At 49.6% G+C, this 26,681-nt stretch carries 20 protein-coding genes; 14 read left to right on the top strand and 6 right to left on the bottom strand.

Annotated elements, in window-relative coordinates:
• Nucleotides 1-19: 19 nt before the first annotated feature.
• Complete coding sequence (locus ACJJIT_RS00690; RefSeq protein WP_226642070.1) at nt 20-436, bottom strand: VOC family protein; 417 nt, start codon at nt 434-436, stop codon at nt 20-22.
• A 927-nt stretch (nt 437-1,363) separates the two neighbouring features.
• Here ACJJIT_RS00690 and ACJJIT_RS00685 point away from each other — a divergent pair.
• From ACJJIT_RS00685 to ACJJIT_RS00650, 8 genes are all read left to right on the top strand, one after another.
• Nucleotides 1,364-2,149, top strand: a complete 786-nt coding sequence (locus ACJJIT_RS00685) for an outer membrane protein OmpK (protein ID WP_444887412.1) — start codon at nt 1,364-1,366, stop codon at nt 2,147-2,149.
• A 1-nt stretch (nt 2,150) separates the two neighbouring features.
• Complete coding sequence (locus ACJJIT_RS00680; RefSeq protein WP_252083609.1) at nt 2,151-3,512, top strand: NCS2 family permease; 1,362 nt, start codon at nt 2,151-2,153, stop codon at nt 3,510-3,512.
• An 11-nt stretch (nt 3,513-3,523) separates the two neighbouring features.
• On the top strand, nt 3,524-4,087 hold the full coding sequence (locus ACJJIT_RS00675) for a phosphoribosyltransferase (protein WP_252083610.1): 564 nt from the start codon (nt 3,524-3,526) through the stop codon (nt 4,085-4,087).
• A 335-nt stretch (nt 4,088-4,422) separates the two neighbouring features.
• The gene (locus ACJJIT_RS00670; RefSeq protein WP_444887413.1) at nt 4,423-5,763 is read left to right on the top strand and encodes an aspartate aminotransferase family protein; all 1,341 of its coding nucleotides are present in this window, start codon (nt 4,423-4,425) and stop codon (nt 5,761-5,763) included.
• Between the two features lie 264 nt (nt 5,764-6,027).
• Nucleotides 6,028-8,721, top strand: a complete 2,694-nt coding sequence (gene pepN / locus ACJJIT_RS00665; protein ID WP_444887414.1) for an aminopeptidase N — start codon at nt 6,028-6,030, stop codon at nt 8,719-8,721.
• Nucleotides 8,722-8,943: 222 nt separating this feature from the next.
• On the top strand, nt 8,944-9,411 hold the full coding sequence (locus tag ACJJIT_RS00660) for a GNAT family N-acetyltransferase (protein ID WP_252083613.1): 468 nt from the start codon (nt 8,944-8,946) through the stop codon (nt 9,409-9,411).
• 39 nt (nt 9,412-9,450) lie between these two features.
• Nucleotides 9,451-10,503, top strand: a complete 1,053-nt coding sequence (locus ACJJIT_RS00655; RefSeq protein WP_444899624.1) for a Kelch repeat-containing protein — start codon at nt 9,451-9,453, stop codon at nt 10,501-10,503.
• Nucleotides 10,504-10,543: 40 nt separating this feature from the next.
• A complete protein-coding gene (locus ACJJIT_RS00650) occupies nt 10,544-10,918 on the top strand; it encodes a RidA family protein (protein ID WP_444887416.1) in 375 nt (124 codons plus the stop codon).
• Between the two features lie 17 nt (nt 10,919-10,935).
• Here ACJJIT_RS00650 and ACJJIT_RS00645 read toward each other — a convergent pair whose 3' ends face one another.
• Together ACJJIT_RS00645 and ACJJIT_RS00640 are read right to left on the bottom strand one after the other, a co-directional pair.
• Nucleotides 10,936-13,101, bottom strand: coding sequence for a transporter substrate-binding domain-containing protein (locus ACJJIT_RS00645; protein WP_444899623.1), 2,166 nt, complete (start codon nt 13,099-13,101; stop codon nt 10,936-10,938).
• Between the two features lie 394 nt (nt 13,102-13,495).
• Nucleotides 13,496-14,998 (bottom strand): hypothetical protein, encoded by a 1,503-nt coding sequence (locus ACJJIT_RS00640; RefSeq protein ID WP_444883016.1) that lies wholly within the window; start codon nt 14,996-14,998, stop codon nt 13,496-13,498.
• A 327-nt stretch (nt 14,999-15,325) separates the two neighbouring features.
• Between ACJJIT_RS00640 and ACJJIT_RS00635 the strand changes: the two genes are divergently transcribed.
• Together ACJJIT_RS00635 and ACJJIT_RS00630 are read left to right on the top strand one after the other, a co-directional pair.
• The gene (locus ACJJIT_RS00635) at nt 15,326-16,876 is read left to right on the top strand and encodes a CocE/NonD family hydrolase (RefSeq protein ID WP_252083618.1); all 1,551 of its coding nucleotides are present in this window, start codon (nt 15,326-15,328) and stop codon (nt 16,874-16,876) included.
• Nucleotides 16,877-17,019: 143 nt separating this feature from the next.
• The gene (locus tag ACJJIT_RS00630; protein ID WP_444899622.1) at nt 17,020-19,755 is read left to right on the top strand and encodes a M1 family aminopeptidase; all 2,736 of its coding nucleotides are present in this window, start codon (nt 17,020-17,022) and stop codon (nt 19,753-19,755) included.
• Nucleotides 19,756-19,883: 128 nt separating this feature from the next.
• Here ACJJIT_RS00630 and ACJJIT_RS00625 read toward each other — a convergent pair whose 3' ends face one another.
• The 3 genes from ACJJIT_RS00625 to ACJJIT_RS00615 form a co-directional block, all read right to left on the bottom strand.
• Complete coding sequence (locus tag ACJJIT_RS00625; protein WP_444899621.1) at nt 19,884-20,465, bottom strand: HdeD family acid-resistance protein; 582 nt, start codon at nt 20,463-20,465, stop codon at nt 19,884-19,886.
• Between the two features lie 340 nt (nt 20,466-20,805).
• A complete protein-coding gene (locus ACJJIT_RS00620; RefSeq protein WP_252083630.1) occupies nt 20,806-22,119 on the bottom strand; it encodes an aminotransferase class III-fold pyridoxal phosphate-dependent enzyme in 1,314 nt (437 codons plus the stop codon).
• A 130-nt stretch (nt 22,120-22,249) separates the two neighbouring features.
• On the bottom strand, nt 22,250-23,695 hold the full coding sequence (locus ACJJIT_RS00615; RefSeq protein WP_444899620.1) for an NAD-dependent succinate-semialdehyde dehydrogenase: 1,446 nt from the start codon (nt 23,693-23,695) through the stop codon (nt 22,250-22,252).
• Nucleotides 23,696-23,901: 206 nt separating this feature from the next.
• Between ACJJIT_RS00615 and ACJJIT_RS00610 the strand changes: the two genes are divergently transcribed.
• The 4 genes from ACJJIT_RS00610 to ACJJIT_RS00595 all read left to right on the top strand — a co-directional run bounded on the left by ACJJIT_RS00610 (nt 23,902) and on the right by ACJJIT_RS00595 (nt 26,543).
• Nucleotides 23,902-24,822 (top strand): LysR family transcriptional regulator, encoded by a 921-nt coding sequence (locus tag ACJJIT_RS00610; RefSeq protein ID WP_252083631.1) that lies wholly within the window; start codon nt 23,902-23,904, stop codon nt 24,820-24,822.
• A 165-nt stretch (nt 24,823-24,987) separates the two neighbouring features.
• Complete coding sequence (locus ACJJIT_RS00605) at nt 24,988-25,365, top strand: PH domain-containing protein (RefSeq protein ID WP_444899619.1); 378 nt, start codon at nt 24,988-24,990, stop codon at nt 25,363-25,365.
• A gap of 96 nt (nt 25,366-25,461) precedes the next feature.
• The gene (locus ACJJIT_RS00600) at nt 25,462-25,692 is read left to right on the top strand and encodes a hexameric tyrosine-coordinated heme protein (protein ID WP_152455425.1); all 231 of its coding nucleotides are present in this window, start codon (nt 25,462-25,464) and stop codon (nt 25,690-25,692) included.
• 332 nt (nt 25,693-26,024) lie between these two features.
• Nucleotides 26,025-26,543: a nuclear transport factor 2 family protein gene (locus ACJJIT_RS00595; protein WP_444899618.1), complete on the top strand. Its 519-nt coding sequence runs from the start codon at nt 26,025-26,027 to the stop codon at nt 26,541-26,543.
• Nucleotides 26,544-26,681: the final 138 nt, after the last annotated feature.

Genomic DNA, 26,681 nt, shown 5'->3' with positions numbered 1-26,681 from the left:
CTAACTGTGGTCCATGGCGCTATTTAAACATCAGCTCTGGGTTCACCATAGTTTTCATTTCCAGCACATTACCGTTCGGATCTTCGATAAAGAAGGTTTCCTGTTCGTACTCACTGCCAACGAAGCGACGATATGGCTTATCCAAGTACTCCAGGCCAGCAGCTTCGATACGAGCTTTCAGGGCTTGGAATTCATCATCCGGCAGGTGAATACCGAAATGGGGAACAGCTACCGCTCCCATATCAACCTTATGGCGTACGTTCGGCAGCTTCTCTTCACTCTGATGCAAAGTAAGTTCATTGCCCCAGAAATCGATATCTACCCAGCGCCCTTCTTCGCTGTTTCCAGTTTTACAGCCAAAAACGCCACAGTAAAATTTCTTGGCTACCTCAAGGTCCCCTGCGGGGATTGCAAGGTGCAAGCAATTGGATTTCATAAAACCTCCCACTCCCGGCCGCTCTTCTTCATCCCGCTGATTGACATATAATCACAAGCCAACACCCTGGGGATAGATTTCTCAAGCAACCAATTGGTACATACGGGGTATAGCGACCCCAATTTATTATTTACGCCACCAGGGCCGATCAAGGGCTTCCCAGATGACATCCGGATAACAAGGCAGCTGCCAGAGCCCCGAGAGACACATATTGCACCTATTTATAGGGCGGTTCGTGAGTCTCTCCCACCAAGTGCTCAAAAAAACAACAGAAGGCGTAATCAGGTCACTACTAACCGGCAAGCCTTGAAATATCCTCCTAATTGAGTGCAGTACTTTAACACATGTGTTGCTGGGAAGAACTGACTCTGATTAATAACGAAGTTACTCACAAGTCACTCCTACATCAGGGCCCACTATTAAAAGAAAGCCATACATAGAATCTTCAGGATGCACCTCAATGGTGCATGCTAGTAGGGTGACCCATGCACAAGGTGTACTCAGCTCCGCTTAATACAGTTCCCTCCAAGTCTTTCCACAACGCTTTGCCTTACAAACTCTTGCACCTTATTAGTGCTCCCTGTACCGCCTGGCGCCCTATTTGCAGGCAGCAGGTATTGGTCCACAACCTTTCCTTATTAAAAAGTATCGGTTCAACGTAACCAAAAATCAGGTCAGCCCTTCAATAGGCCTTTTTCCCGGTTGTAGGCTTACCCAACCGCTAAAAGGTATTTAGTTTTTATTTTTAAAAATTTATTAGTACTTCATTGCTTTAAGGCTACTCACCTAGAGGCTATTGCTGAAAAAAAATACTGGAAAACACTCAGTAAACTCGGGTATATTCCGCGACTATTTTTTAACCAACTGCCGACCCAAGTGTCGGCCGCCAGTGCGGTTTCCGCCTGTCGCTGTAACAGAGGTAATACAATGAAACCAACCAAGCCCCTGCTACTACTGGCCTCCGGCCTGTTGTCTGTAGCTGCCCAAGCAGAAATGACTTGGAGCGATAACAGCCTCAGCCTGTTGTATGGCCGCGACTATGAAATGAACTACAGCCTGACCACCGATGATTCAGAGCGCTCTGTAGTGACCTTTGAACACGCCAGTGGCCACAGCTGGGGAGACCTGTTTATCTTTGCCGACTATCTGCATTCAGAAGATGGTTCAAAGGAGCTCTATTCAGAAATTTCTCCGCGTCTGAGCCTGGGGAAGCTCAGCGATCGTGAACTGGCTTGGGGGCCGGTAACCGACGTATTAGTGGCAACCACTGTAGAGCTGGGCAATATGGATGACCCCGATCACCTCACAGCCACAGGCCCGCATTTCACCAACGTTCTGACAGGTCTCGGTTTCGACCTTGCAGTTCCGGGTTTTTCCTTTGTCCAAGTAAACGCCTACCGCCGCGATAACGATGACAAGGCCAGCAACGAGCAGCTGACCCTGGTTTGGGCCATGCCATTTACCCTGGGAGACTCCAGCTTCGTATACGACGGTTTTATCGATTGGACCAGCGCCGCAGAAAATACACACCCAAGTATGAATTTCACTTCCCAGCTCAAATGGGACGTGGGCGCCAACTGGGGTGAGCCGAAAGCCCTGTATGCCGGTATTGAATACGTGCATTGGAATGACAAATTTGGGTTCAAAGATGGAACCTTTAATACCGACTCCAACGAGCGCAATGTTAACCTGCTAGTAAAGTACCACTTCTGATATGAAACCCTCTGATATCCAAACATCAGCGACCCCAGGGTCTGGTATTCCCCAGGCGGGCGGCGACGCCTCTTTATTGGAAAAGCTGTTCAAGCTGTCTGAGCGTCAGACAAATGTTCGCCGGGAAGTGATTGCCGGTGTAACCACTTTCCTGACCATGGCTTACATCATTTTTGTAAACCCCAACATCCTGGCGGCGGCTGGTATGGATAAGGGCGCCGTGTTTATGGCAACCTGTCTTGCTGCTGCGATCGGCTGTCTAATTATGGGGCTGTACGCCAACTACCCCATCGCACTGGCGCCGGGAATGGGCCTCAACGCCTTCTTCGCCTATGTAGTGGTGGGCGAAATGGGCTATAGCTGGCAGGTTGCCCTGGGTGCAGTGTTTATATCAGGGGTAGTGTTCCTACTGCTTAGTATCTTTAAGTTGCGGGAATGGATAATCGACAGTATTCCCACCTCCCTGAGGCAGTCCCTGGCAGCCGGTATTGGACTGTTCCTGGCGATTATCGCCCTGAAGAGCTCAGGGATCGTGGTTGCCAGCCCCGCCACCCTGGTGACTCTGGGGGACCTTAAGTCTGTTGAAGCTATGCTGGCTGCTCTGGGCTTCTTTATTATTGTGGCTTTGTCCTACCGCCGTATGCTCGGCTCGGTAATGATTGGCATTCTCGCAGTTACCGTTATTGCACTGGCTATTGGTAAAGTAGAGTTCACCGGCCTGGTCTCCGCACCACCGAGCCTGGCGCCCACCTACCTCGAACTGGATATCGCCGGGGCATTTGAAGTGGGTATGATCAGTGTAATCTTCGCCTTCCTGTTCGTAGACCTGTTCGATACTGCCGGCACTCTGCTGAGTGTCTCCGACCGCGCCAAGCTTCTCGATGAAAACGGTAAGTTGCCGGGCATGGGCAAAGCCCTGATGGCAGACAGCTCCGCTTCTGTAGTCGGTTCTGTTCTGGGTTCGTCCACTACTACTTGTTACGTTGAGAGCACCGCGGGCATTACCGCAGGCGGACGCACCGGTCTGACTGCAGTGGTCTGCGCTGGTCTGTTCTTGCTGGCAACCTTCTTTTCCCCGCTGATCGGGATGATTCCCGCTTATGCGACCGCCGGAGCTCTGCTGTATGTCGGCGTCCTGATGACCTCCGGTCTGTCTTCCATCGACTGGGATGACATCACCGAAGCCGCTCCGGCGGTGATTGCGGCAGTAATGATGCCGTTATCATTCTCTATCGCTCACGGTATTGCTCTGGGCTTTATTGCCTACGCAGTCATCAAAACACTGAGCGGGCGCAGTAAAGACGTCAGCATCAGTGTCTACGTGTTAGCGGCTCTCTTTATTGCCAAGTTCGCCTTTTTCTGAGGGGTACACAGATGAAAAAGCATTTTATCAGCGCACAGCAACTGCTGATTGATTCCTACGCGCTTGCCGAACAAATCTATCAGAGCGGCTTCCGCCCTAATTACATCGTTGGTGTATGGCGTGGCGGCGCTCCGGTAGGTATCGCGGTACAAGAATTGCTTCATGTGATGGGTGTGGATGCGGACCATATCGCAATCCGAACTTCCTCCTACCTCGGTATCGGCGAGCGCGACAAGAAAGTCCGAGTGCATGGTCTGAACTACCTGATTAAGCGCCTTGAGTCCCACGACTCCCTGCTGATCGTTGACGATGTGCACGATTCCGGCCTGAGTATTGAACAAACAATTGAAGACCTGCGCGCAGCCTGTAAAAAGAACACGCCAGAGATTCGTATCGCAACGCCTTACTACAAGCCGAAAAACAACAAAGCGAAGCGCGAGCCGGATTACTTTATCCACAAGACTGAAGAGTGGCTGGTATTCCCTCATGAGATCGACGGCCTCACCCGGGAAGAAATCCTGGAGAACAAGCCTGAACTCGCCCCTTACGTTGACCGGATTGCTACCGCAGTCTGATCTTCTTTGTTACCGGGGACTCAAGTCCCCGGCACTTCCCCTTCTTTATCGTTGAGTTGTCAGTACCCTTACGACTCCTCTCGCTCCACCTCTTCCGGTCTAAAAACTACGCTAGAACCGACAAGCTACAATCAAGCCCCATACTTCAAACCTTTCTCAAAAGCCCCCACTTATGCAACTAAAGTTAGTTTTAGGCAATTTATTAAATAGAAAAGTTGGTCCAGAATTAAGAGGGCCTTAAATAAATTCATAATGTTGCTTTAGGGCTTCAAATGGTAACAACGAACTATTTAAAGATTGTCTAAGATAACTGTCCCAATTGTCGGAAAATAAAAATGAACGACAAACTTGCAGGGCTCAGCCAAACACAACTCGATGCACACTGGATGCCCTACACCGGTAACCGGCAGTTCAAACGAGACCCACGAATGATTACAGCCGCTGATGGGTGCTATTTCACCAGTGCTGATGGTCGCCAGATATTCGATGGCCTTTCAGGCCTGTGGACCTGTGGCGCGGGTCATAATCGAAAAGAAATCGCCAAAGCCATTAACCAGCAGTTGGAGACTCTAGACTTCGCCCCCTCCTTTCAGTTTGGCCACCCCGGCTCCTTCAAGTTGGCGGAACGAATCACTCGCTTAATGCCGGAGGGCCTCAATCGGGTATTTTTCACCAATTCCGGCTCTGAAGCAGTGGAGACCTCGCTGAAGATTGCCCGTGCCTATTGGCGCAAAAGAGGACTGGCCAGCAAGACCAAACTGATTGGTCGAAGTAAGGGATATCACGGAGTGAATTTTGGTGGAGTTAGTGTCGGCGGCATCGGAGCCAACCGAGCCATCTATGGTCCGGCGCTCTCCACCGCTCACCTTCCCCATACACTACTGCCGGAAAATCGCTTTAGTCGCGGACAGCCTGAAAATGGGGCACACCTTGCCGAATCACTATTAGAAATTATTGAGCTACACGATGCTAGCAATATTGCCGCTGTCATCGTTGAGCCAATGGCTGGCTCTGCCGGTATTTTACCCCCACCAGAAGGCTACCTACAGCGACTTAGGGATATTTGCGAGCAACACCAAATCCTACTGATTTTCGACGAAGTAATCACCGCATTTGGCAGACTGGGCACTGCTACAGGTGCAGAGCTTTTTGGCATAGTTCCAGATATTATCAACATCGCCAAGCAACTCACCAACGGAGTCATCCCCATGGGAGCCACGGTGGTGCAGCAAACGATCTATGAGACGTTTATGCAGCAAGGAGGAGCCGACTACCAGTTGGAGCTGCCCCATGGATACACTTATTCAGCGCACCCAGTAGCCTGTGCAGCAGCACTTGCGACCTTGGATCTTCTAGAGAGAGATAACCTTTTCAAGCACTCAGCAGAGCTTGCCTATCTTCTGGAAGAATATATACATCAGCTGAGCAACTTGCCTCTGGTTTACGATATCCGCAACTGTGGCCTAGCCGCCGCGCTAACGATTGAGAGAGCCCCAGGGGAGCCCTTATTACACCCATTCCGCATTGCCTTAAAGATGTGGGAGAAAGGCTTTTATGTTCGCTATAGCGGAGACACCATTCAATTGGGCATGCCATTTATTACACGCCGTGAAGAGATTGATGGACTGGTAAACGCCCTCGCTGAGTCTGTTCTTGAAGTTGCTAACGGTCAATAGCGTTTTTATTCTGTTAGCGGCTTCCCCCCTTGCTAAACAGCAATTCACCCCATAAGAACAACCCCTTAACGCTCAAGCCCTGCTAATAAAATAATCCCGAATCTACATGGGATATAATTTTGAAGACTAACCCACTTTAACCGCTTTTTATTTGGGCCATTTCATCTATTTATTGTATAGCACCAATAGTAAGATTCTCGGTGCATAAATTGCGGACCAATATAGAATCATAGCAATAACAACTAACCGATCGGTGAGACCACCATGATCAATCAAACCAAGATTAAAAGATTAAGACTTATTACCACTCTCTTGTGCAGTATCATGTTCGCTGCCTGTGAGCAAAAGCCAGGTAGTACAGAAGCCGCACAAACTTCTACAACAAAACCTGTAACAAGAGCGGAGATCGCGGGGCTATCTGAGAAATATGCAAAGCTGAGAAAACAGCAAATTGCAGAGGTAGATTACCAACTGAGTATTCATCTTGATCGCAACGGAGAAAGTTTTTCCGGCACAGTTGTAACTGAAATTGAATTCAACAAACCCTTACAACAGCCTCTAACTGTCGATTTCTCTGGAGGTACTGTTGAAACTGTACAGGTGGATAACCAAAAGACTCCTTTCAGTTACAATGGACATTTTATTCGTATTGATAATACACAGCTGCCCAATAAGAAGCATACAATTACAATAAATTATCGACATCCTTATTCAAATAATGGGTCGGGTCTATACCGATTTAAAGACGCTATAGATGGTAGAGTCTATTTATACACTGATTTTCAACCCTATGACGCCAATCGCCTTTTCCCACATTTTGACCAACCGAACCTTAAAGCTCGATATACACTAGATGTCACAGCGCCAAAAGAGTGGATAGTAATCAGTGCGGAGCGGGAACATAGAGTAGAGCACGAGGGTGAAATAAAGCATTGGTTTTTTCCACAAACTCCAAAGTTCTCATCCTACATATTCTCATTACACGCTGGGCCCTACCATATTTGGGAGGATAACGCCAAAGGTATCCCTCTACGCCTGATGGCCCGTCAGAGCCTGGCACAATATGTTAAAACCGAAGACTGGTTTACCTTCACTAAGCAGTCCTTTGCATTTTTCCAACCCTATTTTGGAATAGATTACCCCTTTAATAAGTATGATCAGATCCTGGTACCCGACTTCAATGCGGGTGCCATGGAAAATGTGGGAGCAGTCACTTTTAATGATGCCTACGTATCTCGTGGAGAAAAAACCCAGGCCCAGCGTATGCGCTTGGCCAATGTTATTGCGCACGAATTGGCACATCAGTGGTTTGGCAATCTAGTGACCATGAACTGGTGGGACGATCTTTGGCTAAATGAAAGTTTTGCCACTTATATGGCCAACCTATCTTTAGCAGAGAACAGTGAATTTTCCAATGCCTGGGAAAATTTTTATCTTGGTACTAAACAGTGGGCTTATTACTCCGATCAAAGGCCCACTACTCATGCCATCCAGCTACCAGTAAAAAATACCGAAGAAGCTTTTAGCAATTTTGATGGTATTACCTACGGTAAAGGGGGCTCTATACTCAAACAATTACCCTATTTCCTCGGTAAAGAAAAATTTCGTCAAGGCGTTAGCAGTTACCTGAAAGAGTTTTCTTACAAAAATTCTACACTTGATGATTTTATTAATCATCTGGGCAAGGCCGCCAGCATCAATCTGGAGGAATGGCAACAACAATGGCTTTATCAAGCCGGTCTTAACACTATTGAAGCAAGTTTCGAATGTGAAAATGATCGGATTACCGACCTTAGTCTGACACAGACAGCTCCAGATGATTACCCGACGCTACGCGAACAACGCACTCAGCTCGGTTTCTATCGTATGGATGAGGGGATTATGAAACGCTATGCCACCCTGTCGGTAAGGTACAGCGACGCATTAACCAAAGTAGAGAGTGCTAAAGGGTTATCCTGCCCTCAAATTCTCTATCCTAACGAGGAAGATTGGGCTTTTGCCAAGGTAACTCTTGACTCAATCACACTGAAAAATATGGCTCAATACCTCCATGCCATTGAAAATCCTTTCACCCGTCTTATGCTGTGGCAAAGCCTATTCGACAGCGCCTATGATGCAAAGCTCCCCCTTGATGAATACATCAGTTTTGTTATTAATAATGGTGTCGTCGAACAAGATATCAGTGCTATTCGACTCAATGCGCGCTATTTAAATTATGTCCATAGTTATCTAAACCAAGTTCCTATTGATCAACAGCGCCGTAGTAAAATTCTAAAAACTATGGAGGATTTTGTGTGGGAGCGGCTACAGCAGGCACCTGCAGGCAGCGATCAACAAAAGACTTGGTTTGAGCTATTTACCGAAATAGCTCATTCGAACAGTGCGCTCAACAATGCCAAACTATTACTGATGGGTGAACTCTCAGTTAAAGGACTGATCTTAGATCCGGATATGCGCTGGGATTTAATTCACCTGCAAAATCGCTATTTATATTCTGATTATGAACAAGCTATTGCCCGTGAACTAAGCAAAGATAGCTCAGACAGATCAAAACTGAATGCCATTGCTGCCGAAGCGGTAAGACCTTTACCAGAAATCAAACAAAAATGGTTAGAAAACTTAATTCAGCACAGGGATAACTTCAAGTTGAGTGAACTGCGCAAGGCCTCTTATTCTCTATTTAAAGATGAACAAATCTCCCTATTTAATAATAACAGCGAAAAAATCCTTTACGCACTGGAGCAAATTAATAATGAGGATTCCTCAGAGCTAATCAGTAGCTATACCAATATTTTTCCCCTAATGTGCTCAGATAAGGGCGCTCAAAAAATAAGCACCACTCTTGAAGAAAACCCTCAATTTAAGCCCACACTGGTTAAAGCATTAAAAAATCATCTCTACACCAGTGAACGATGCATCAAAATGGGGCAAGCTTTACTCATCAAGAATAAAGGATAACATTGGATTCTATTTTTATAGATGCCCTGTAGAGCGCACAAAAAAATAAAAGAATCAATACTATAAGAATATTTAAGGGCCTCTGGGCCCTTATTTATTGAACTCGCCTTCCAATGGATAAATGCCTATAAAACAATGAAAACAATTACTACCCAACATAATTTAGCCCTGCATAAATTAAACATCAATGGTATCTATACTTAAAATAACAAAGGCATCTCTATGTATATAGCGGTTCAAAAAGACGATCTATCAGATGGTACCGTCGTAGAGTTATTGGCGCAGCACCTAAAAGAAATGCAACAGCACTCCCCCCCTGAAAGTGTGCACGCCCTCAAACCAGAAGAGTTAGTTGATCCCAAAATCACCTTCTGGAGCGCAAAGATCAATGGCGTTCTAGCAGGCTGTGGCGCCCTCAAGGAAGTCTCCTCTACTCTGGGAGAAATCAAGTCAATGAAAACCAGCCAATCTTTCCTACGCAAAGGTGTCGCTAAAGCTGTATTACAGGAGATAATAAATGAAGCCAGAAGACGAGGTTACAGTGAGGTAAAGCTTGAAACTGGTAACAGGTTAAATTTTGCTCCAGCAATAGCACTTTACTATCAAAATGGCTTTAAATCCTGCGGGCCATTTTCCAACTATAGAGAGGATCCACACAGTCTATTTTTTACAAAAAAACTTAGGCTGTAAGCAAGCTTTACCATTTAATTTAAGGGAAGATACAAACATATGCCTTACTTTAGAAGAGATTTTTTAAAAATTATCGGAGCGGCACCATTTATACTAGGTGGAATGGAGGGGAAAGCTGGAACAGGGCAATCTTCCCATAAACTACGATTCATTAAACTACCAGACTTAAAAACAGCCGTTCAGGAAATATACCCCTCTGTATTCTTTGAAGAAATCTATATTTCAGGTGGTTTTATTCCATCATCTAATTCCATGTTTTATGGTCTAGCACCTACAGATCGCACCTATATATTCTCACCCCAAACCAAAACTTGGCGAGATGGTCCACCACTTCCAGAAGCTATACACCATCTAGGTATGGCTGCAAACTCCAAATATCTTTATGGCATTGGAGGTTTCAATGGAGTAAAAAACAATGCTTGGCAGGCCAAGGCTACTGTTTATAAGCTGTCCAACAGTGAAGATATCTGGACCTCTGGGCCCCGCTTGCCCGCTCCCATGGCCGAAAGCATCTATGCCAACACATCAAAAGGCATCCATGTTATCGGTGGAAAAACACCTAACGACCAACTTAAAAATAGCGATACGAAAAATCATTATATATTGATAGACAATGCCAACTGGGAAACTGCAGCTCCGGCGACTATCAGCCGAAATTCCGCAGCAGGTGCGGCATTAAACAATAGAATCTATGCTATTGGTGGGCGCCAAGCTAGCAATGGAAATAATAAGGCTAGGAATCTCTCCTACGCGGAAGTCTATGATCCCAGCTTGGACAAGTGGAATAAAATACGACCGCTACCCCAATCACTTGCCGGGCTAACTGCCACACCATTAAAGGGAAAGATAATAGTTACCGGTGGAGAAGCCTTTGGCCCCAACGGTTACTGGAAAACAGGCTCTGCATTTAACTCGATCTGGTCATACAACCCAATTAGTGATCAGTGGAGAAAAGAAATCTCTCTCCCTATGGCTCGCCATGGACACGGTGCTGTTACAATTAACGATACCATTTATATTATTGGCGGAGCCGCTAAAGTTGGTCCACAAGAGACCTTAGCGTCGACTATAAAAATGAACTGGAAACCATAACCCCTAGATTTGTAATTTTCCGTATAAGCTTGGATTAATTATGCTTAAAAAAAGAGAATATCCCTTTCTACCGTCACAAAAAGGCCCTTATGTACATTCTGTTATCCATGAAAATACGCTCTACATTTCGGGCTTGACCGCACAGGGAACCACTTCTCAGAAAAAAGAATTTTTAGATCAAGCCCAAGAGGTACTCTCTCAGATAGATAATATCCTGGAATACGAGGGGCGGAACAAGTCTGATCTCATTAAGTTAACAATCTTCATAAAGGACATCGAACAGACCAGTAACCTGCGCAAAGCGTTATTTCAGTTTTATGACGGAAACTTGCCAGCCTGTTCACTAGTAGAAGTTTCTAATCTGATTCACCCTGACCTAAAACTAGAGATTGAGGCAATAGCGGCTATGGTATAAGGCCATCAAGGCTAGAATCACCATTCGCCTCCCCGAGGAGGCCCATTACGCTCTACACCGAGATAGCCTATATATCTATCCCGTATCTCCCGCACATACTTAACCGGCTCCCGACCCCGTACATAGCCAAAGCGACTCTGGCGATAGTATTCAGGCTTGGATAACAACAGCATGGCCTGTTCTACATGGCCAAACCATTGATTGGGATCTAATTCCATGCGCTGGGCAAGGGCTATAGCATCACGTACATGGCCATGGCCGGCATTATAAGCAGCCAAAGTAAAGTATATTTTTTGCTCCTGCGAAAGCATCTGTGGGAAGCGTTGATCCAGCCAATCGAGATAGGACACTCCCGCACGGATGCCATTCTCAGGCTCATAAAGATTATCAACCCCTAATTGGCGAGCAGTACGCGGGAGCACCTGCATCAGACCTTGAGCCCCGGCAAAGGAACGGGCGCGGGGATTGAACTGGCTTTCTTGGTACATCTGAGCAACCACCATGCGCCAGTCACGATCCGTTTTATCCGTATATTTATGGACTATAGGATCGTAGGGTGAAAGTGAATCACTACTACTGCGCAGGCGATTTTCCTGATGGCGAAGAATACGCTTTTTCTCTTTAAAGTACTTATTGTAAGTAACATTAAAAAACAAATCGCGATTGTGTTTATTTAAAAAGTTATTTAATTTTCCCAGCAGCTGGCTTTGATCAGCACGCACAGCCCAGGCTATTTCTCTGACACTGGGCAATTCAGCCACCACCCTAAAATCATCGCGATAAGTGCTCTCGATCGCAACCAGATGAGAATCTGCAATCGTATAGGGAAATAACCCCTGAGCAACGGCATCGATTAAATATTCGGTTGTTGCGCCTAGCTGCTCAGATATCTGAAGTGGGGCGATTCCCTGCTCCCGCTGCAATACCACCATCTCTGAGAGACTCTCACGGTAGCTGGTTTGTGGGTTTACAGCCACCATCTTTCCCGACAGCATTTGCTCTAAGGGCACATCACCTTGCAGGGAGATATCTTTGCTTGGAGCAATCAGCTGTTCAGTCACCTCAAGGTAGGGGCGTGTAAAAACGAGCCCCTGCTTACGGCGCATCTCGGTAATCGTCAGTGACGAGGCGATCATATCGCCCATACCTGCCTGCAGGGCATCTGCTAAATCCATATCCGCATCGGGCACGACCATACTGAGGCGAAGCTTATGGTCACGAGCAAATTTTTTCAGCAGGTCATAGTCGAACCCCATCAATTCCCCACGCCAAATAAAGTAAGAAGCTGGATGATTACGGGTCAGTACTCGCAGTGTGCCATCCGCTAAAATACCCTCCCAATCCCGCATCATTTTATTGGAGTTTTGCCCGGCCAATACCAATTCTGCCGTCAGGAATTCATTGAGCTCACGTCGTAGCTCTATGGCATTGAGACGAACTGCCCAGGCAATATCTCTGCTGGATTCCAGCTGATCGCTGGCAGCGAGCTGCGGATAATCGGGCAAAAGCGCATCGGCCAAATTACTGTCCATCACGGTTGCCTGATACTTACCTGCGACAACAGCATCTAACAATGCGCTGTTTGCCACCGCACCATCCAGGAGCGTGACCTTATAGGCCTGATCTGTATCTTCACTCAAGGTTTCGGCATAGGCACTGCCACGGCGAACGGCTACCTCCTGTAGCGGGCTATTCAAATCGCGAAGCGTAATTACTAGTTCATTCACCGTTTGTAGCGGCCGTGTGAACGCCACCTGCGAGCGTCTTTTGGCCGTGCGGGAAAAATTAGTGGCGATCACATCACCTCGGCCTTCTGCCAAAGCGGGGACCAAACCGGAAAAGTTATCCACATAAACCCACTGGGGCCTTAGGTTGCGGCTGTAGGCAAATTTCTCTGCAAGCTCCCGCCACTCTCCCTGCGGCAAGCCAGAACGCGGCAGGGCATCCTCCTCAGGGCCTCTGGGAGCAAGTAAGCGCAAGATGCCTCGCTCCTGTAAGGCGGGTAGGTCTCCGAGTTCCGGGTAGTTCGCAAAAACAATTTCAGGTTCTTTAGTGGGTTCAGCGACGACCTGTTGGGGTTCAACCTGCTGTGATTCTACTTGTTGAGAAGAGCGCTTTTCACAGCTTACTGAACACACAAGAGCGACGATCAGAAAAGTTATCGCGACTATTTTTTTATGCACAGTTCAACCTTATTTCAGCGAAATTGTTATTGTTATCCATCCACTTTTTGACTAACTAGCGAATTAGTGCGGCGTAGAGTATTACTGTCGCCGCAAGGCGTCGGCGTCTAAAGGTATTTAAAAACAAATTCTGACTTCTGTTCGATGTCTTTCAATAGTTAAAAAGCACCGGGTAAGGCGTCATCGTTATAATGTTAGTAGTTAAGTAGTACTCCCCCTTTATCAGGAAGAAACCCAACATCAGTAACAATAAGCCAAATCGTACCAGTTTTCCGCAGCCTCAATAAAAAAGCCCGGCAAACCAAATTGCCGGGCAAATATACGTTGGCGACTATGGGTTGTCTCTTACATCAAGTGACAGCCCCTCTATTATTCTGGGAGCATCTTATTGTTATTAGCTGGATTTAGGCTTGCCCTGTAGCTCCGCCAATCTCATTTTTATTTGTCGGTTCTCCTCCTCATCCGGGAGTTCGAACATCAGCGGCTTTGCCACCCGGGCAAAGTATTCCGCATTTTTCTGTTGATAGAGTTCTTCTGCCAGCCACTGAGCAATATGGAGCTCCCGCGGTGCGCGCTTATAAGCTTCTTCAAGCTTGGATAGATATTCCTCACGGGGATAGCTCAACATTTCCATAGCCATGGCCAGACCAAACCAGTGAGAAGCATTCTGAGGCTCTTTATTCACCAGGTAGTCGAACTCTTCACGGGCCTTTTTCAGACTGCGTAAATCGCGGGCATCGTTGGGCACCGTGGCCTGTTGATTCACCGTCAGCCAAGCGTGGGCACTCAGGTACCAGGGTTGCCGGCGATCCTTTTTTGGCACACTGGCAAGCAAATGACTGGCCTGCGGAAAATCCCCTATACGCAGATCCGCACTCGCCTTAATGGCAGCCAGCTCAGTGCTGTAGATCCCTGTGTGGTAGGAATAGGTAATCAGATCGTCGAGGGCTTGTAGGTTGTAACCAGACTGGGCAATAAAGTTCGCCAGTACATTTACTGCTTCCCGCTTTTGCAGGCGCTTCACTCGAGGTGTCACCTCTTTAAAATCAGCAGGGATATCCCCACTGACCACCTCATATTCCCCTGAGTCAAATGCGGCTACATACACTTTTTCAAGCTCTTTTACCGACATTCCCAGGGCTTTCTCCAGTGATTTCACCGGATCTGCACCATCGTTGTAGTCTTTGACAAACTGCTTAAATTCTTCCGCCTTATCGCCCTCCATCATCAACCAGTGGGACAGCAACCAACCGCTGGCATAGATATCGGCTTTCTCCTCGGGGTCGGTATCGTACACCGTTGCACGCAGCAGCCGGTCGAGCGGCATCAAGCCGGCATACATCAGAGTCTGAGCGCGCTCCTGGGGAATTTCGCCCAGTTCATAACGCCCCTTTTTAGGGAAGGACATAGTCGCCATAAATTCGGCAAAGCCCTCGCTATACCAGTAGGGGAAATGCGTGGTATTGCCGTTATAGCTAAGGAAATGGGTATATTCGTGAAAGAGAAATTCACGGGCCTTAAGCTGTTTTTTTACACTGCGGCCATCCAGGTTCACCAGGGCATAACTGCCCTCGGCGGAGGTATCAAACAGGCCGTTGGTCATCTCCGCCAACTCAGCCCCAACCAGACCCGCATAGGTTTTGCGGTCCCCGGCTGCATAAATTGTGAGCTTAGGGACGCTAGGGTCTACCTCCAACAGCTCTATGGCCACGGCGCGATAGCGCTCCAGATCGGCCACCAGGGTTTTTACCGCTTTGGGGTCGCCATCGGTAATAACCCGAAAGTTTTTACTGTCTACCTGATACCAGATCTCCTCGCCGAGGTAGCGGGATGCAGCATTGGCAGACAGTGAGAAAACGAAAAAAAGTACTAAGAAAACAGCTGAGCGAGAAACCATAGTTCAGGCCACCGAGTCATTGTTGCCGAAGCCCTCCGTGGCCAAATCGTAGAAGCACACATTACCGGTTTTTATTGATCAAAAAAAGATCAATATGAATAAGAAATGAACTTTTTAGGCGATTTTTATGTGACCACCTGGACAAAGTGAATTTAAAAAAGTCGATATAAAAACCTAATGGGGGCAGCGACAAACTACGAGACAAGCGTCTCATTTTTTAATCAAACAGCATACAAATACGCGGCCGGGTTCTATATATTGCGCTCCTGACCAATGTATTAATCATGGTCAAAAAATAAAAATAATTTACTTTGATGAGAGAAAAAAATGAAAACTACACCACTACTGGCGCTGCTTGGCGGCGCTATGATGTCAGCGCATGCCTGGTCGGCCCCTGAATATATTTCCGACCTGGATATTACCTCTTTCGACGGAACGGTACTCGATGCCAACCTGTTTGTGCCGGAAACCCCGGCACCAGCGGAGGGCTACCCTACCGTGATCTTCACCAACAGCTGGGGCTTGGAAAAACGCCAGTACCACTTCCAGGCCAAGGAGCTGGCTGAAAATGGATACCTGGTTTTGAGCTACTCCACCCGCGGCTTTGGCCACTCCGGTGGACTGGTGGACGTGGCCGGAGAGAACAGCATTGCCGATGTGGGTGTGCTGATTGATTGGCTCGAATCCAATTACTCCGTGGGCAAACTGGGAATGGCTGGTATTTCTTATGGTGGCGGTATTTCCCTACTAAGCGCCGCGCAAGACTCTCGTATTGATGCGGTTGCTGCGCTGTCCGGCTGGGCCGATGTAGTTGAAGCGCTTTACCCCAATGAAACCGTTAACTTGGTCTGGGGTAGCTTACTTGTCACCACCGCCTTCGATAAAGAAGCTGAACTTGAGCAAGTCTGGGATGACCTGCGCAGCGGCCAGAACATGGAGCAAGTTATAGAGTTCGGCGCCAAACGCTCGGCAATAAGCTATGTCGATCAACTAAATGAAAATGGCACTGCAGTACTAGTATCGAATAACTTTGCCGATTATCTTTTCAAGCCCAACAGCATGACAGACTTTTTCTCCCTACTTGAGGGGCCCAAGAAGCTAATGCTAAACCCTGGTACCCACGCCATTACCGAGACACTCTCTGGCAACGATGGACACATTTGGTCTACCAGCTTCCGCTGGTTCGATCACCACCTGAAGGGCAAAGACAACGGAATCAACCGCGAACCTAAAGTGGACATGACCGTGCGTATCAGCAACAAGCTGGAGCACTATGAGGACTACCCAGTAACCCAAGAGAGCACCACCTGGTATCTACAACCACGCTTTACCATGTTCAATAGCGGCAGTATGGAGAGCGGTAAATATGATGGCTGGAGCTGGAGTAATGAATTCCACGGGGGCTGGGATACCTTTGCTGGTACCGGTATCCCATTGGTTTCCGATGCCTTAGAAGGTTTCGGCATTCCGGTATACGCTCCTATGATGGCAATCAACGGTTACTATGCCATCGAATACAAGTCACCAAGGCAGTCTGAGACCCTGAAAGTCCGCGGCGCACCAAAGCTAGAGATGTGGATCGAGCCCAGTAAGAGCGAGGTTCAAATGAATGTACATCTCTACGATGTCAATTTCTTTGGCCTTGGCCGCCTGATCACCCACGCACCAATTACTGTGCGCACTGAACAGCCAGGTAAGAAGCAAAAAGTGGAGGTTGAACTGTTCACCACCAGCTACGATGTGCCTGCTGGTCACCGAGTAGTTATGGCTATTGATACTCAAGGCCCTATTTACAAGAAGCCACAAGATACCAACTACACCATCACTGTGCCTTATAGCAGCAGCAAGGTTTCCAGTTTAACTGTCCCACACCTGTAAACTTTCACAGCCATCACCATGCCCAGCGCTTGATCGCCGGGCATGGCATTCCCCCTGGATCTATCTCAACGCCCACAGCCCCACGTAATTTTCCGCCAAAGCGGTACAATGGCCTTTTTTTTGGCCAAGTACCCCATCGCTCTATGAACAAGAAGATACCGCTCGCCCTGCTGAGCGCGGCGCTGTTATCAGTAACAGTCGCCGGGTGTAACCCGGCGGAAAAGGCCCCGCAGAAAATCGACCAGGAATCCAGCGCTCAAATGACAGCCCTGGACATCAGAGAAGCGCCTGAGGGCAAGCTTCCCCAAGGAGTAAAGCCCAGCGCCTACCACCTGGACCTGACTCTCGATCCTCGCAAAGATACTTTCAGTGGCCGTGTCGCTATCGACATTCAGCTGGACCAGGCCGGCAACCATATCTGGTTGCACGGCAAGAACCTGTCGGTAACCAAAGCCACTGCGCAACTGGCAGACGGGCGTGAGGTGCAAGCCAGCTACCGCGAGGTCCTCGACAGCGGCGTCGCTACGGTTGAATTCTCCGAACAACTGCCGGCGGGCAATTTCACTCTGCAGCTGGATTACGCCGCAGATTTCGATCGCAATCTAGCCGGCCTGTTTAAAGTGGAAGAGCAGGGCAATGCCTATGCCCTGGCCAAGTCTGAGTCCATCCAGGCGCGCAAATATCTGCCCGGTTTCGACGAACCCGGCCTAAAGGCGCCCTTCTCCATCAGCCTCACTGTGCCCGAGGGCTACGCCGCTATCAGTAATGGGCCGGAATTAAAACGCGAGACCGTGCCGGGCGGCATGGAGAGAGTGACTTTTGCCACCACTCCCCCCATGTCCACTTATCTGCTGTCCCTCTCGGTAGGTCCCTTCGATGTGGTTGAGCGCGCAGCTATTCCACCGAGTAAGTACCGCAAGGACCCGATTCCCCTGCGCGGTTTTGCGCGTCAGGGCCGCGGTGGCGATATGAATTACATCCTCGATATCACCCCCAAAATGGTGGAGACTTTCGAGAATCAACTGCAGCGCCCCTACCCCTTTAAAAAGCTCGATATTATCGCCGCGCCGCAGTGGCCCAGTGGCGCCACCGAGTTGTCTGCAGCCATCACTTATCGCGAGCAGCGCATTCTGGTGGGCGATAACCCCGCTCCCGGCGCACGCCTGGCTTTGGTAGAGGTACACGCCCATGAGATCGCGCATATGTGGTTTGGCAATCAGGTGACTCCCCCCTGGTGGGACGACCTGTGGCTAAAAGAGGGCTTCGCCACCTGGGGCGAACCACTGGCCCTGCGTATTATGGAACCCGAGGGCGGCCACGACCTAAACGCCGCCACCTACGCAATCGGCGCTATGCAGTTGGACTCCCTCGCCAGCACCCGCGCCATTCGCGAGCCTGTTAGCGACAACAACAATATCCGCAACGCCTACGACTCCATCACCTATTCCAAGAGCCTGGGCGTTATCAATATGGTGGATAACTACTTCGGCGCGGAGAAATTCCGTCCGGCCTTGGGCCGCTATCTGGAAGCTTTTAACGGTGGTGAGGCAGACTCCCCTTCTTTCTACAAAGTGATCGGGAAGGAAACCAGTACCCCGGAACTGACAGAGACTTTCCGTAGTTTTGTCGAACAAAAAGGTGTACCGCAACTGGAGCTGGCCCTGGACTGCAGCAATCCGGCCCAAGCCAAACTGCATGTCACCCAGAGCCGCTACAAACCCCTTGGCTCCCCTATTGCTACAACCGCACAGCAGTGGAGTATCCCCTTCTGCTTTAGCAGCGACAGCGGCACCCAGCAGTGTCAGATACTGACCGGTAAAGAAGAGACCCTGGAACTCGCTGCAGGCAGCTGCCCCAGCTGGGTAATGCCCAACGCACAGGGCAGCGGCTACTACCGCTGGAACCTGCCCGAGCCCCAGTGGCAGGCCCTTACCGAGCGCTTCACCCAGTTCGCCCCTACGGAGCAACTTTCAATTATCGACAGTGCCTTCGCTGCCTTCGAAGCCGGTAAGCTACCTGCTCCCCGCTTGCTCGACGTTGTGCGCCAGTCAGCGAAAGCAGACAAGCGCCAGGTAATTACCATGCCTCTGCGCTACCTGCGTAAGTACCGCGATAATTATCTCGACGATGCCGAGCGCTTGGCTTTCCTAAACTTTGCCCAGAACCTGTATCTGCCACTATTGAGCAACAGCGCGAGCAGCGAAGATGCTGACCAGCAAATGCTACACAGCGCCCTACTCGGTTTTATGGCACTGGTGGCAGAAGACCCGGATACCCGCAATCAGTTAATGGAAAAGGCTACAGCCTTTACCGGCTTTAACACCGAGCGCGATCCCCAGGCATTGAACTCCGACCTGTACGAAGCCGCCCTGACCGTGGCTATCCAGGATGCCGGAGAGGACTTCCTCACACACCTGATTAAAGTGCGCACCGAGCTGGATGATCCACGCTTTGAAAACGCCAGTGCCAATGCCATCGGCAGCAGTAATAGCCCCAAGCAAATAGAGACTATCCAAAAGTTAGCACTCAGCGAACAGATGGGTCCGCGGGAGTCTTTTGCAATGATTCGCTACGCCCTGGCGCAGCCGCTGGTGCAGGAGCAACACTGGGCTTGGCTGCGCAATAATTTTGTCCAGGTTGTGGATAAAATCCCCGCGCAGATCCGCCGCCATACACCCGCATTTGCCAATGCCTTCTGCGATAAAAAACAATTGGATGAATTGCAGCAGCTATTCGCCCAGCACGGCAAGCTGACGCCCGGCTACCAGCGCAGCCTGGCGCAGACTGAAGAGCGTATTCAGTTGTGTATGGCATTGCAGGAAAAAGGCCAGTCGCTGATGGAAGCTCTGCCAAAATCGGTAGAGCTGGCAAATAAATAAACCGCTATTTTTTGTTATTTATCCCGTACAGGGTGAGGAGATTTCCCCACCCTGTACACGCTAAACCTTCCAACCAATAACCTGTGCAGACACCCGAATATTGCACCGGTACCCTTCGATAGTTTTTTTCAGCTCTCGATTTTGTTGTGCTTGCGCAGGCGGAATGCCAGCCAGATCATGGGCAGACCAAAGATAATGGCATAGGCCCCGATCACCCATACCAGTGCCAGGGCTCCGGCTCCAGGGCTGACCAATATTGCCAGACCAAAAATTACCGAGAGCACACCGATCGCAATCAACAGCCACTCGTTGTCGATTTCCTTGCGCAGTCGGATCGCTCCAACAATTTCAAATATTCCCCGCACCAATGCCCAGGCACCGATAAAAATCACCAGTACCAAAGCGGTTACCTGGGGAAACATAAAAGTCACAATACCCGCAGCCAGGCTGATCAGGCCAGACACAATCAGCCACCAAAGAGGAGTGCTCGCATGCCGCCCCATAACTGCCGCCACCAAAGAAAAAATACCATCGAGCAGGGCATAGATACCAAAGAGCAAAACCAGGGTAAGTAGTGACAACCCCGGCCAGATAAATGTCAGCACACCAAAGATTACCGCGATAACACCGCGCAACAGCAGTAACCACCAGTTGGCGGAGAGCACCTTCAATATGGGGCCGGCGGGGATAGGAGAAGTATCAGTGGACATAAGCAGTCCCCGGGTTACAGATCAGCATTGAGTGAAGCGCCAGGCTGTGAAGCCTTGCAGAGCCGAACATATTTTCCCTGGAACCAGCAAAAATAAGGGAGCGGCGGCCCACGGCCGCGACCAAATAGTCGACTCTGCAAAGACTATGATCGCGCCGCAGGCCGCTAATTTCAGTGTAGCCCTTAACGACAAATAGGCGCAGAAATCTTGTGAACGTAAAAATCAGGCAAGCGAATAGTTAGAGGGCGGGTGCTTAGCATGGATGGGTTTTAGCGGGAGAAAAAAGGATTCAGATAAGGAGACAACCGGCAGCCCTAAGGCTGCCGGCGGAGGGTATGGGTCAGGCCAACTCGCCGATCACACCGCGCAGTTTATCCACAATCGCATCGATCTCGTGTTTTTCGATAATCAGCGGTGGGGACATACACAGAGCATCGCCGATACCACGCGCCATTACCCCAGATTCCCAGGCCATAAGGGAAGCCTTGCCTCCGAACTTACCTTTGAGGTTTTCAGGGGCACGTAGCTCGATAGCACCAACCAGGCCGTAGTTACGCACATCGATCACATTGTCCATATCCGCCAGGCTGTGCAGGGCATTTTCCCAGTGCTGCCCGATTTCACCAGACGCGCGCGTGAGCAGACCTTCGCGCTCGTAAATATCCAGAGTCGCCATACCCGCAGCGCAGGCCACTGGATGTGCGGAATAGGTGTAACCGTGGAAAAATTCCACCATACCTTCGGCGGCTGCATTCATAACAGTGTTATGAATTTCGTCTTTTACAAACACCGCACTCAAAGGCACCGCCGCATTGGTAATACCTTTCGCGGAGGTGATCATATCTGGAGTCACATCGAACTCGATAGAAGCGAAAGCGGAACCGGTGCGGCCCCAACCGGAAATCACCTCATCGAAAATCAGCAGCAGATCGTGCTTGTCACAGATCTCGCGCAGGCGCTTCAGGTAACCTTTGGGTGGCAGTACTACACCACCAGCACCGGCAAACGGCTCGACAATGACCGCAGCAATTTGATCGGCACCGTGGAAAGCCACTAGGCGTTCCAGGTCTTCCGCCAGCTCTATACCATGCTCCGGCAAACCGCGACTAAAGGCGTTGCGCTCAATATCCAGAGTGTGACGCATATGGTTCGCTTTCACCGGCTGACCAAAGCCCTGGTAATTGGGAGCGATACCGCCCACGGAAATACCGCCAAAGTTCACCCCGTGGTAGCCCTTTTCGCGACCGATAAACATGGTGCGAGTGCCCTTGCCACGCGCACGCTGGTATTGCAGAGCAATTTTCAGCGCGGTCTCTACGGCCTCGGAACCGGAGTTACCGAAAAATACATGGTCCAGGCCATCGGGAGTGTGCTTCACCAAGCGCTCGGAGTATTCAAAGCCCAACTCGTGACCAAAATTGAAGATGGAGCTGTAATCCAGGGTTTTCGCTTGGTGATAAATAGCTTCGGCAATTTCTGTGCGGCCGTGACCGGCATTGCTGCACCAGAGACCGGCGGTGGCATCAATAATCTGGCGACCACCTTTTTCGGTGAGGTAGATACCCTCGGCGCGCTCAACAATCCGCGGGGCAGATTTAAAGGTGCGGTTGGGGGTAAAGGGCATCCAGAAAGCGTTGGTTGGCATTTCAGACATAAACTGTATCTCCGCAAGTTCCCTGAAACTTCAAAATATTTACGTTGGGGAGCCAGCGACTCCCACGAATTTTTTCAGGCGCTTGTGCAATCTCAGACAAGCGCACGGCACTGCCGTTCGAAACTAAAAATCAGGCGCCGAAGCAGCAGTATTTGGTTTCGTAGAATTCGGCCATGCCTTCGACACCGCCCTCGCGGCCAATACCGGATTCTTTGTTGCCGCCAAAAGGCGCTACGGTGGTGGAGAATACCCCGGTGTTACAGGCAATCATGCCGTATTCCAGCGCTTCCACCACACGGTTCGCGCGGCGAATGTTCTCGCTCATCACATAGGCAGCCAAACCGTAAGGGGTATCGTTAGCACGGCGGATCACATCGGCTTCATCGGTAAACTTCTGTACTGCGGCGATGGGACCAAAGTTCTCCTCCTGAGCCACCCGCATAGCATCCGTGACATCGGTCAGCAGGGTGGGAGCGAAATAGTTTTCTCCATTGGGCAGCTGCTCACCGCCAATCTCGATTTTCGCCCCGGCTTCTACCGCATCCTGTACTAGGTCCTGTACCCGATCCACCGCGCGACGATAAATCATCGGCCCCATGCTGACACCTTCTTCGGAGCCATGGCCGATTTTCAGTGCGGCCACTTCGGCACGCAGCTTTTCCACAAACTCATCGTGTACCGACTCGTGCACATAAATGCGATTGGTGGCCACACACACCTGGCCAGCGTTGCGGAATTTGGTCGCCACGCAGGCCTGCACCGCCGTCTCCATATCTGCATCGTCGAATACGATAAAAGGCGCATTGCCACCTAGTTCCATGGACATCTTCTTCACGGTGCTGGCGCACTGCGCCATCAGCAGCTTGCCCACGGCGGTGGAGCCGGTGAAGGTAAATTTGGCCACGCGCGGGTCCTGGGTCAGTACCTTGCCGATGCCCGGTGAGTCACTGCCGGTCACCACATTGATGGTGCCCTTGGGAAGACCCGCTTCCTCTGCTAGCTGGCACAACGCCAATGCGGACAGTGGAGTCTCCAGTGCCGGCTTGATCACCACAGTACAGCCGGCTGCCAGCGCCGGTGCCGCCTTACGGGTAATCATGGCGTTGGGGAAGTTCCAGGGGGTGATGCAGGTCACCACACCCACCGGCTGGCGGATGGTGCTCAGGCGCATCGCCGGATTGTGGGTAGGGATCGTCTGGCCGTAGGCTCGGCGACACTCTTCAGCAAACCACTCGATAAAAGAGGCGCCATAAATAATTTCCCCCTTGGCCTCCGCCAGCGGCTTGCCCTGCTCGAAAGTGAGGAGACGCGCTAAATCATCGCTGTTATCCATAATCAACTGGTACCAGCGCTTGAGGATGGCGGCACGTTCGCCGGCGGTGCGGCGGCTCCACTCCGGGAATGCGGCGCTCGCAGCTGCTACCGCCGCCTCTGCATCCTCCGCTGAACCATCGGCCACTAAGCCCAGTACTTCGCCATTGGCCGGATCGCGCACCTCTGCGGTGCCCGCAGCATCCCGCCACTCTCCATCGATATAGTTCTGAGACTTCAACAGGTTTGGATTCGCCAGTTCCACCGGAAAACTCCTGATAATTTACTGTTATTAATGGTATTGCGGCGATTCTGGCCGCAGCAGCCCAGGGAGAATAGTAGTATTTTTCGAACTAAAGTTTATATTTATCAAACTTAAGGGTGAAGTGGTTTGTCCACTCCAATCCCCACTCCGCGGGCAGTGCCTAAGCTACGGCAAACTAACTCAAATAACACGGGATAAATCGGCAGATGGGCAAGACAAAAAGCGCCTTGGGCGGGCGCCTCAGCGATATAGACCTTCGCCTGTTACGCGTTTTCCGTGAAGTGGTGCGCGCCGGTGGCCTGGCGCCTGCAGAGGTAGCGCTCAATATCGGCCGCTCCACCATTAGCGTACATATTTCCGACCTGGAAGCCCGCCTGGGTATGCAATTGTGCCTGCGCTCCCGCGGTCGTGCCGACTTCAAACTGACACCTGAGGGGGAGTCACTCTTCGAGGCCATCCTCGAATTGGATGGCCATCTGGAGGCCTTTAAAAGCCAGGTGAATGCCATTCAGTCTCACCTCACCGGAAATCTGCGTCTGGTGATGCCAGACGATGTGCTGGAGATACCACAACTGGATTTACCGGCAACCATTGCCCACCTTCGCCAACAGGCCCCCCAGCTACACCTGGAGGTACAACTTGCCGCCCCCCAGGAACTGGAGCTGGAGATACTCGCCGGCCGCGCCGATGTGGGGATTAACCCCTTGCACACACGTCGACCAGGCTTGGAATACCAGCCGCTATTCCACCACCAATCCACACTCTACTGTGGCGCCCAACACCCATGTGCCCAAGCGGATCAGGTCAGCGAGGAATTACTTACCCAGCAGGAACTGGCAGCCCCCAGTCATGCCGTGCTCTCTGGCGCGGCTCACCTTTACCGATTATTTCCCAACCGTTCCACCGCTAACCATATGGCCGCGAGGCTAGCGATGATTCTATCCGGCTGTTTTGTGGGCTTTCTACCGGATTATCTCGCACAAAAATATGTGGCATGCGGCAAGCTGAAGCCGCTATTGGCCGAGCGTTTTCACTACCGCATTCAGAATGCTGCAACTTTTAAAAAGAATGCAGCAGACCACCCAGCTGTGCAGCTATTTTTGCGGGCTTTAGTAATTAAAAACTAACTACCGGCAAAGCCACAGTAGCCTAAATTGGTCTAGGTTACTGCTTCCCAGATGAAAGACCTATAAGCCATTAATGACTGGCAATAAACCCAAAGGTTTGCACTGTTATAAAAATGCAGCATATATACAATGACTGCGTGTCAGAATGAATCACATGGAAGCTTTATGATCGACTTTGAAAATTCACCCATATTCAAACTGAAGCCTATTGATATCTCAGAGGCTAGAGATGATTTCAATAAATTTTTAATTGAAGGTGAATCTATCTTCGCAGGGTTCAAAACCATTCGCGATCAGGTGGTTTTTACCAACAAAAGAATTATCGCAGCCAACGTCCAGGGAATTACCGGCTCCAAGGTCGACTACACATCACTGCCCTACAGTAAAATACAGGCGTTTTCTGTAGAAAGCTCTGGCACCTTTGACCTGGACTGTGAAATCGTGGTGTATCTCAGCGAGGTGGGAAAGGTCAAATTTGAAATCAAAGGGTCTTTTGATCTTATCCAATTTAATCAATATATCAGTAAGTATGTACTGGCTTAACAATATTGAAGGACATCACAATTTAGGCCTTCATTTTTAATGTTAAGTCGGTATATTTAAACCACCACAGATTTTATACACAAGAGAGGGAAGTTCATGTCACACATGTGGTTAGAAAGTTTGATTACCGAGAATGCACAGCAAGGGTTTGAATTGGCCATGAAACTATCCAGAATGGGAGTGAAATACACCCAACCTTCGGATGAGGTCAGAGGCAAGTTGAGAGCTTCCTACGAGGAAAACGCAGATAGCTTGATCGCCTCATCCCAGGTAGTTGCCATCAACTTTCAGACAGTAGCTGCCGCCAATAACTACTGGCGCGGTTAAGAGATTTCAGCGCTTTACATTGAATTTGAAAATTAGCCAAAAGTTCTGTAAAGCGCCTCTCCCCTACCTCACCATAAATATCCAGTCAAGCTTTACCTAAATAAAACCAATCTCCCAGGCTGATATTCAACAGAATTCACTATAAACATCTAGAAACACCAGCATCCCCAATTTTTCAATCTATATTGCAACTATTCTTTCTTTTGGATGCCCGTGGCAGAGAAACCTTGATCTAGACATTCGCATAGATATCGATAAAGGTAAGGCTCAATTGAGTGGATCACATTGCCATTGGTACCTATCTCCTTTTGGAATATGGAGTGGTTATAGACATGAGTGAGCAAGAAGAGCGACTTGTTACGGTCTGGGAAACCCATACAGCAGCCGAGTTTGAGCTAAAGGATGCTGATGCTGCTATCGCCACTATGACCGACAACCCTGTTTTAATTCACGTCCCGGTAAACACAGGTGCAACCGGAAAGGAACCCCTGAGGAACTTCTATAGGGATATTTTTATACCGCAGATGCCGGCCGATGTTAGCCTGGAGCTACTGACTCGCACAGTAGGAAAACACAGAGTTATCGATGAGTTTATCCTGCATTTGACACACTCCCTGCGTATGGATTGGTTCGCTCCAGGTATCGAAGCCACGGGAAGGAAATTGTCTGTTCCCCATGTTGCAGTAATTGACTTTGACGGCGATAGGATCAGCTCAGAACATATCTATTGGGATCAAGCCTCTGTACTTAAACAAATGGGACTTTTGGATAACCAACTGCCAATTATTGGCAAGAGTCAATGCGAGCGGCTACTGAATGTCAATGCCCCAGCCAACGAACTCATCCCATAAAGTATAAAAGCTAATAAACGGTAATCCTTAGCAGTATTGGGCTTTCTTCTAGTGCGCTCACCTCTCTTTCGCCAGCCGGTGAGATTGACCACTCTATGCCAGCCATTGTGCTTCATTCAAAGTTTTGCCCTAATGCAT

The organism is Microbulbifer mixtoriginis (SeqCode) (genome assembly GCF_052467515.1).
Note: the sequence above shows the minus strand (reverse complement) of the source record. Positions and strands in the feature narration are given on the sequence as shown.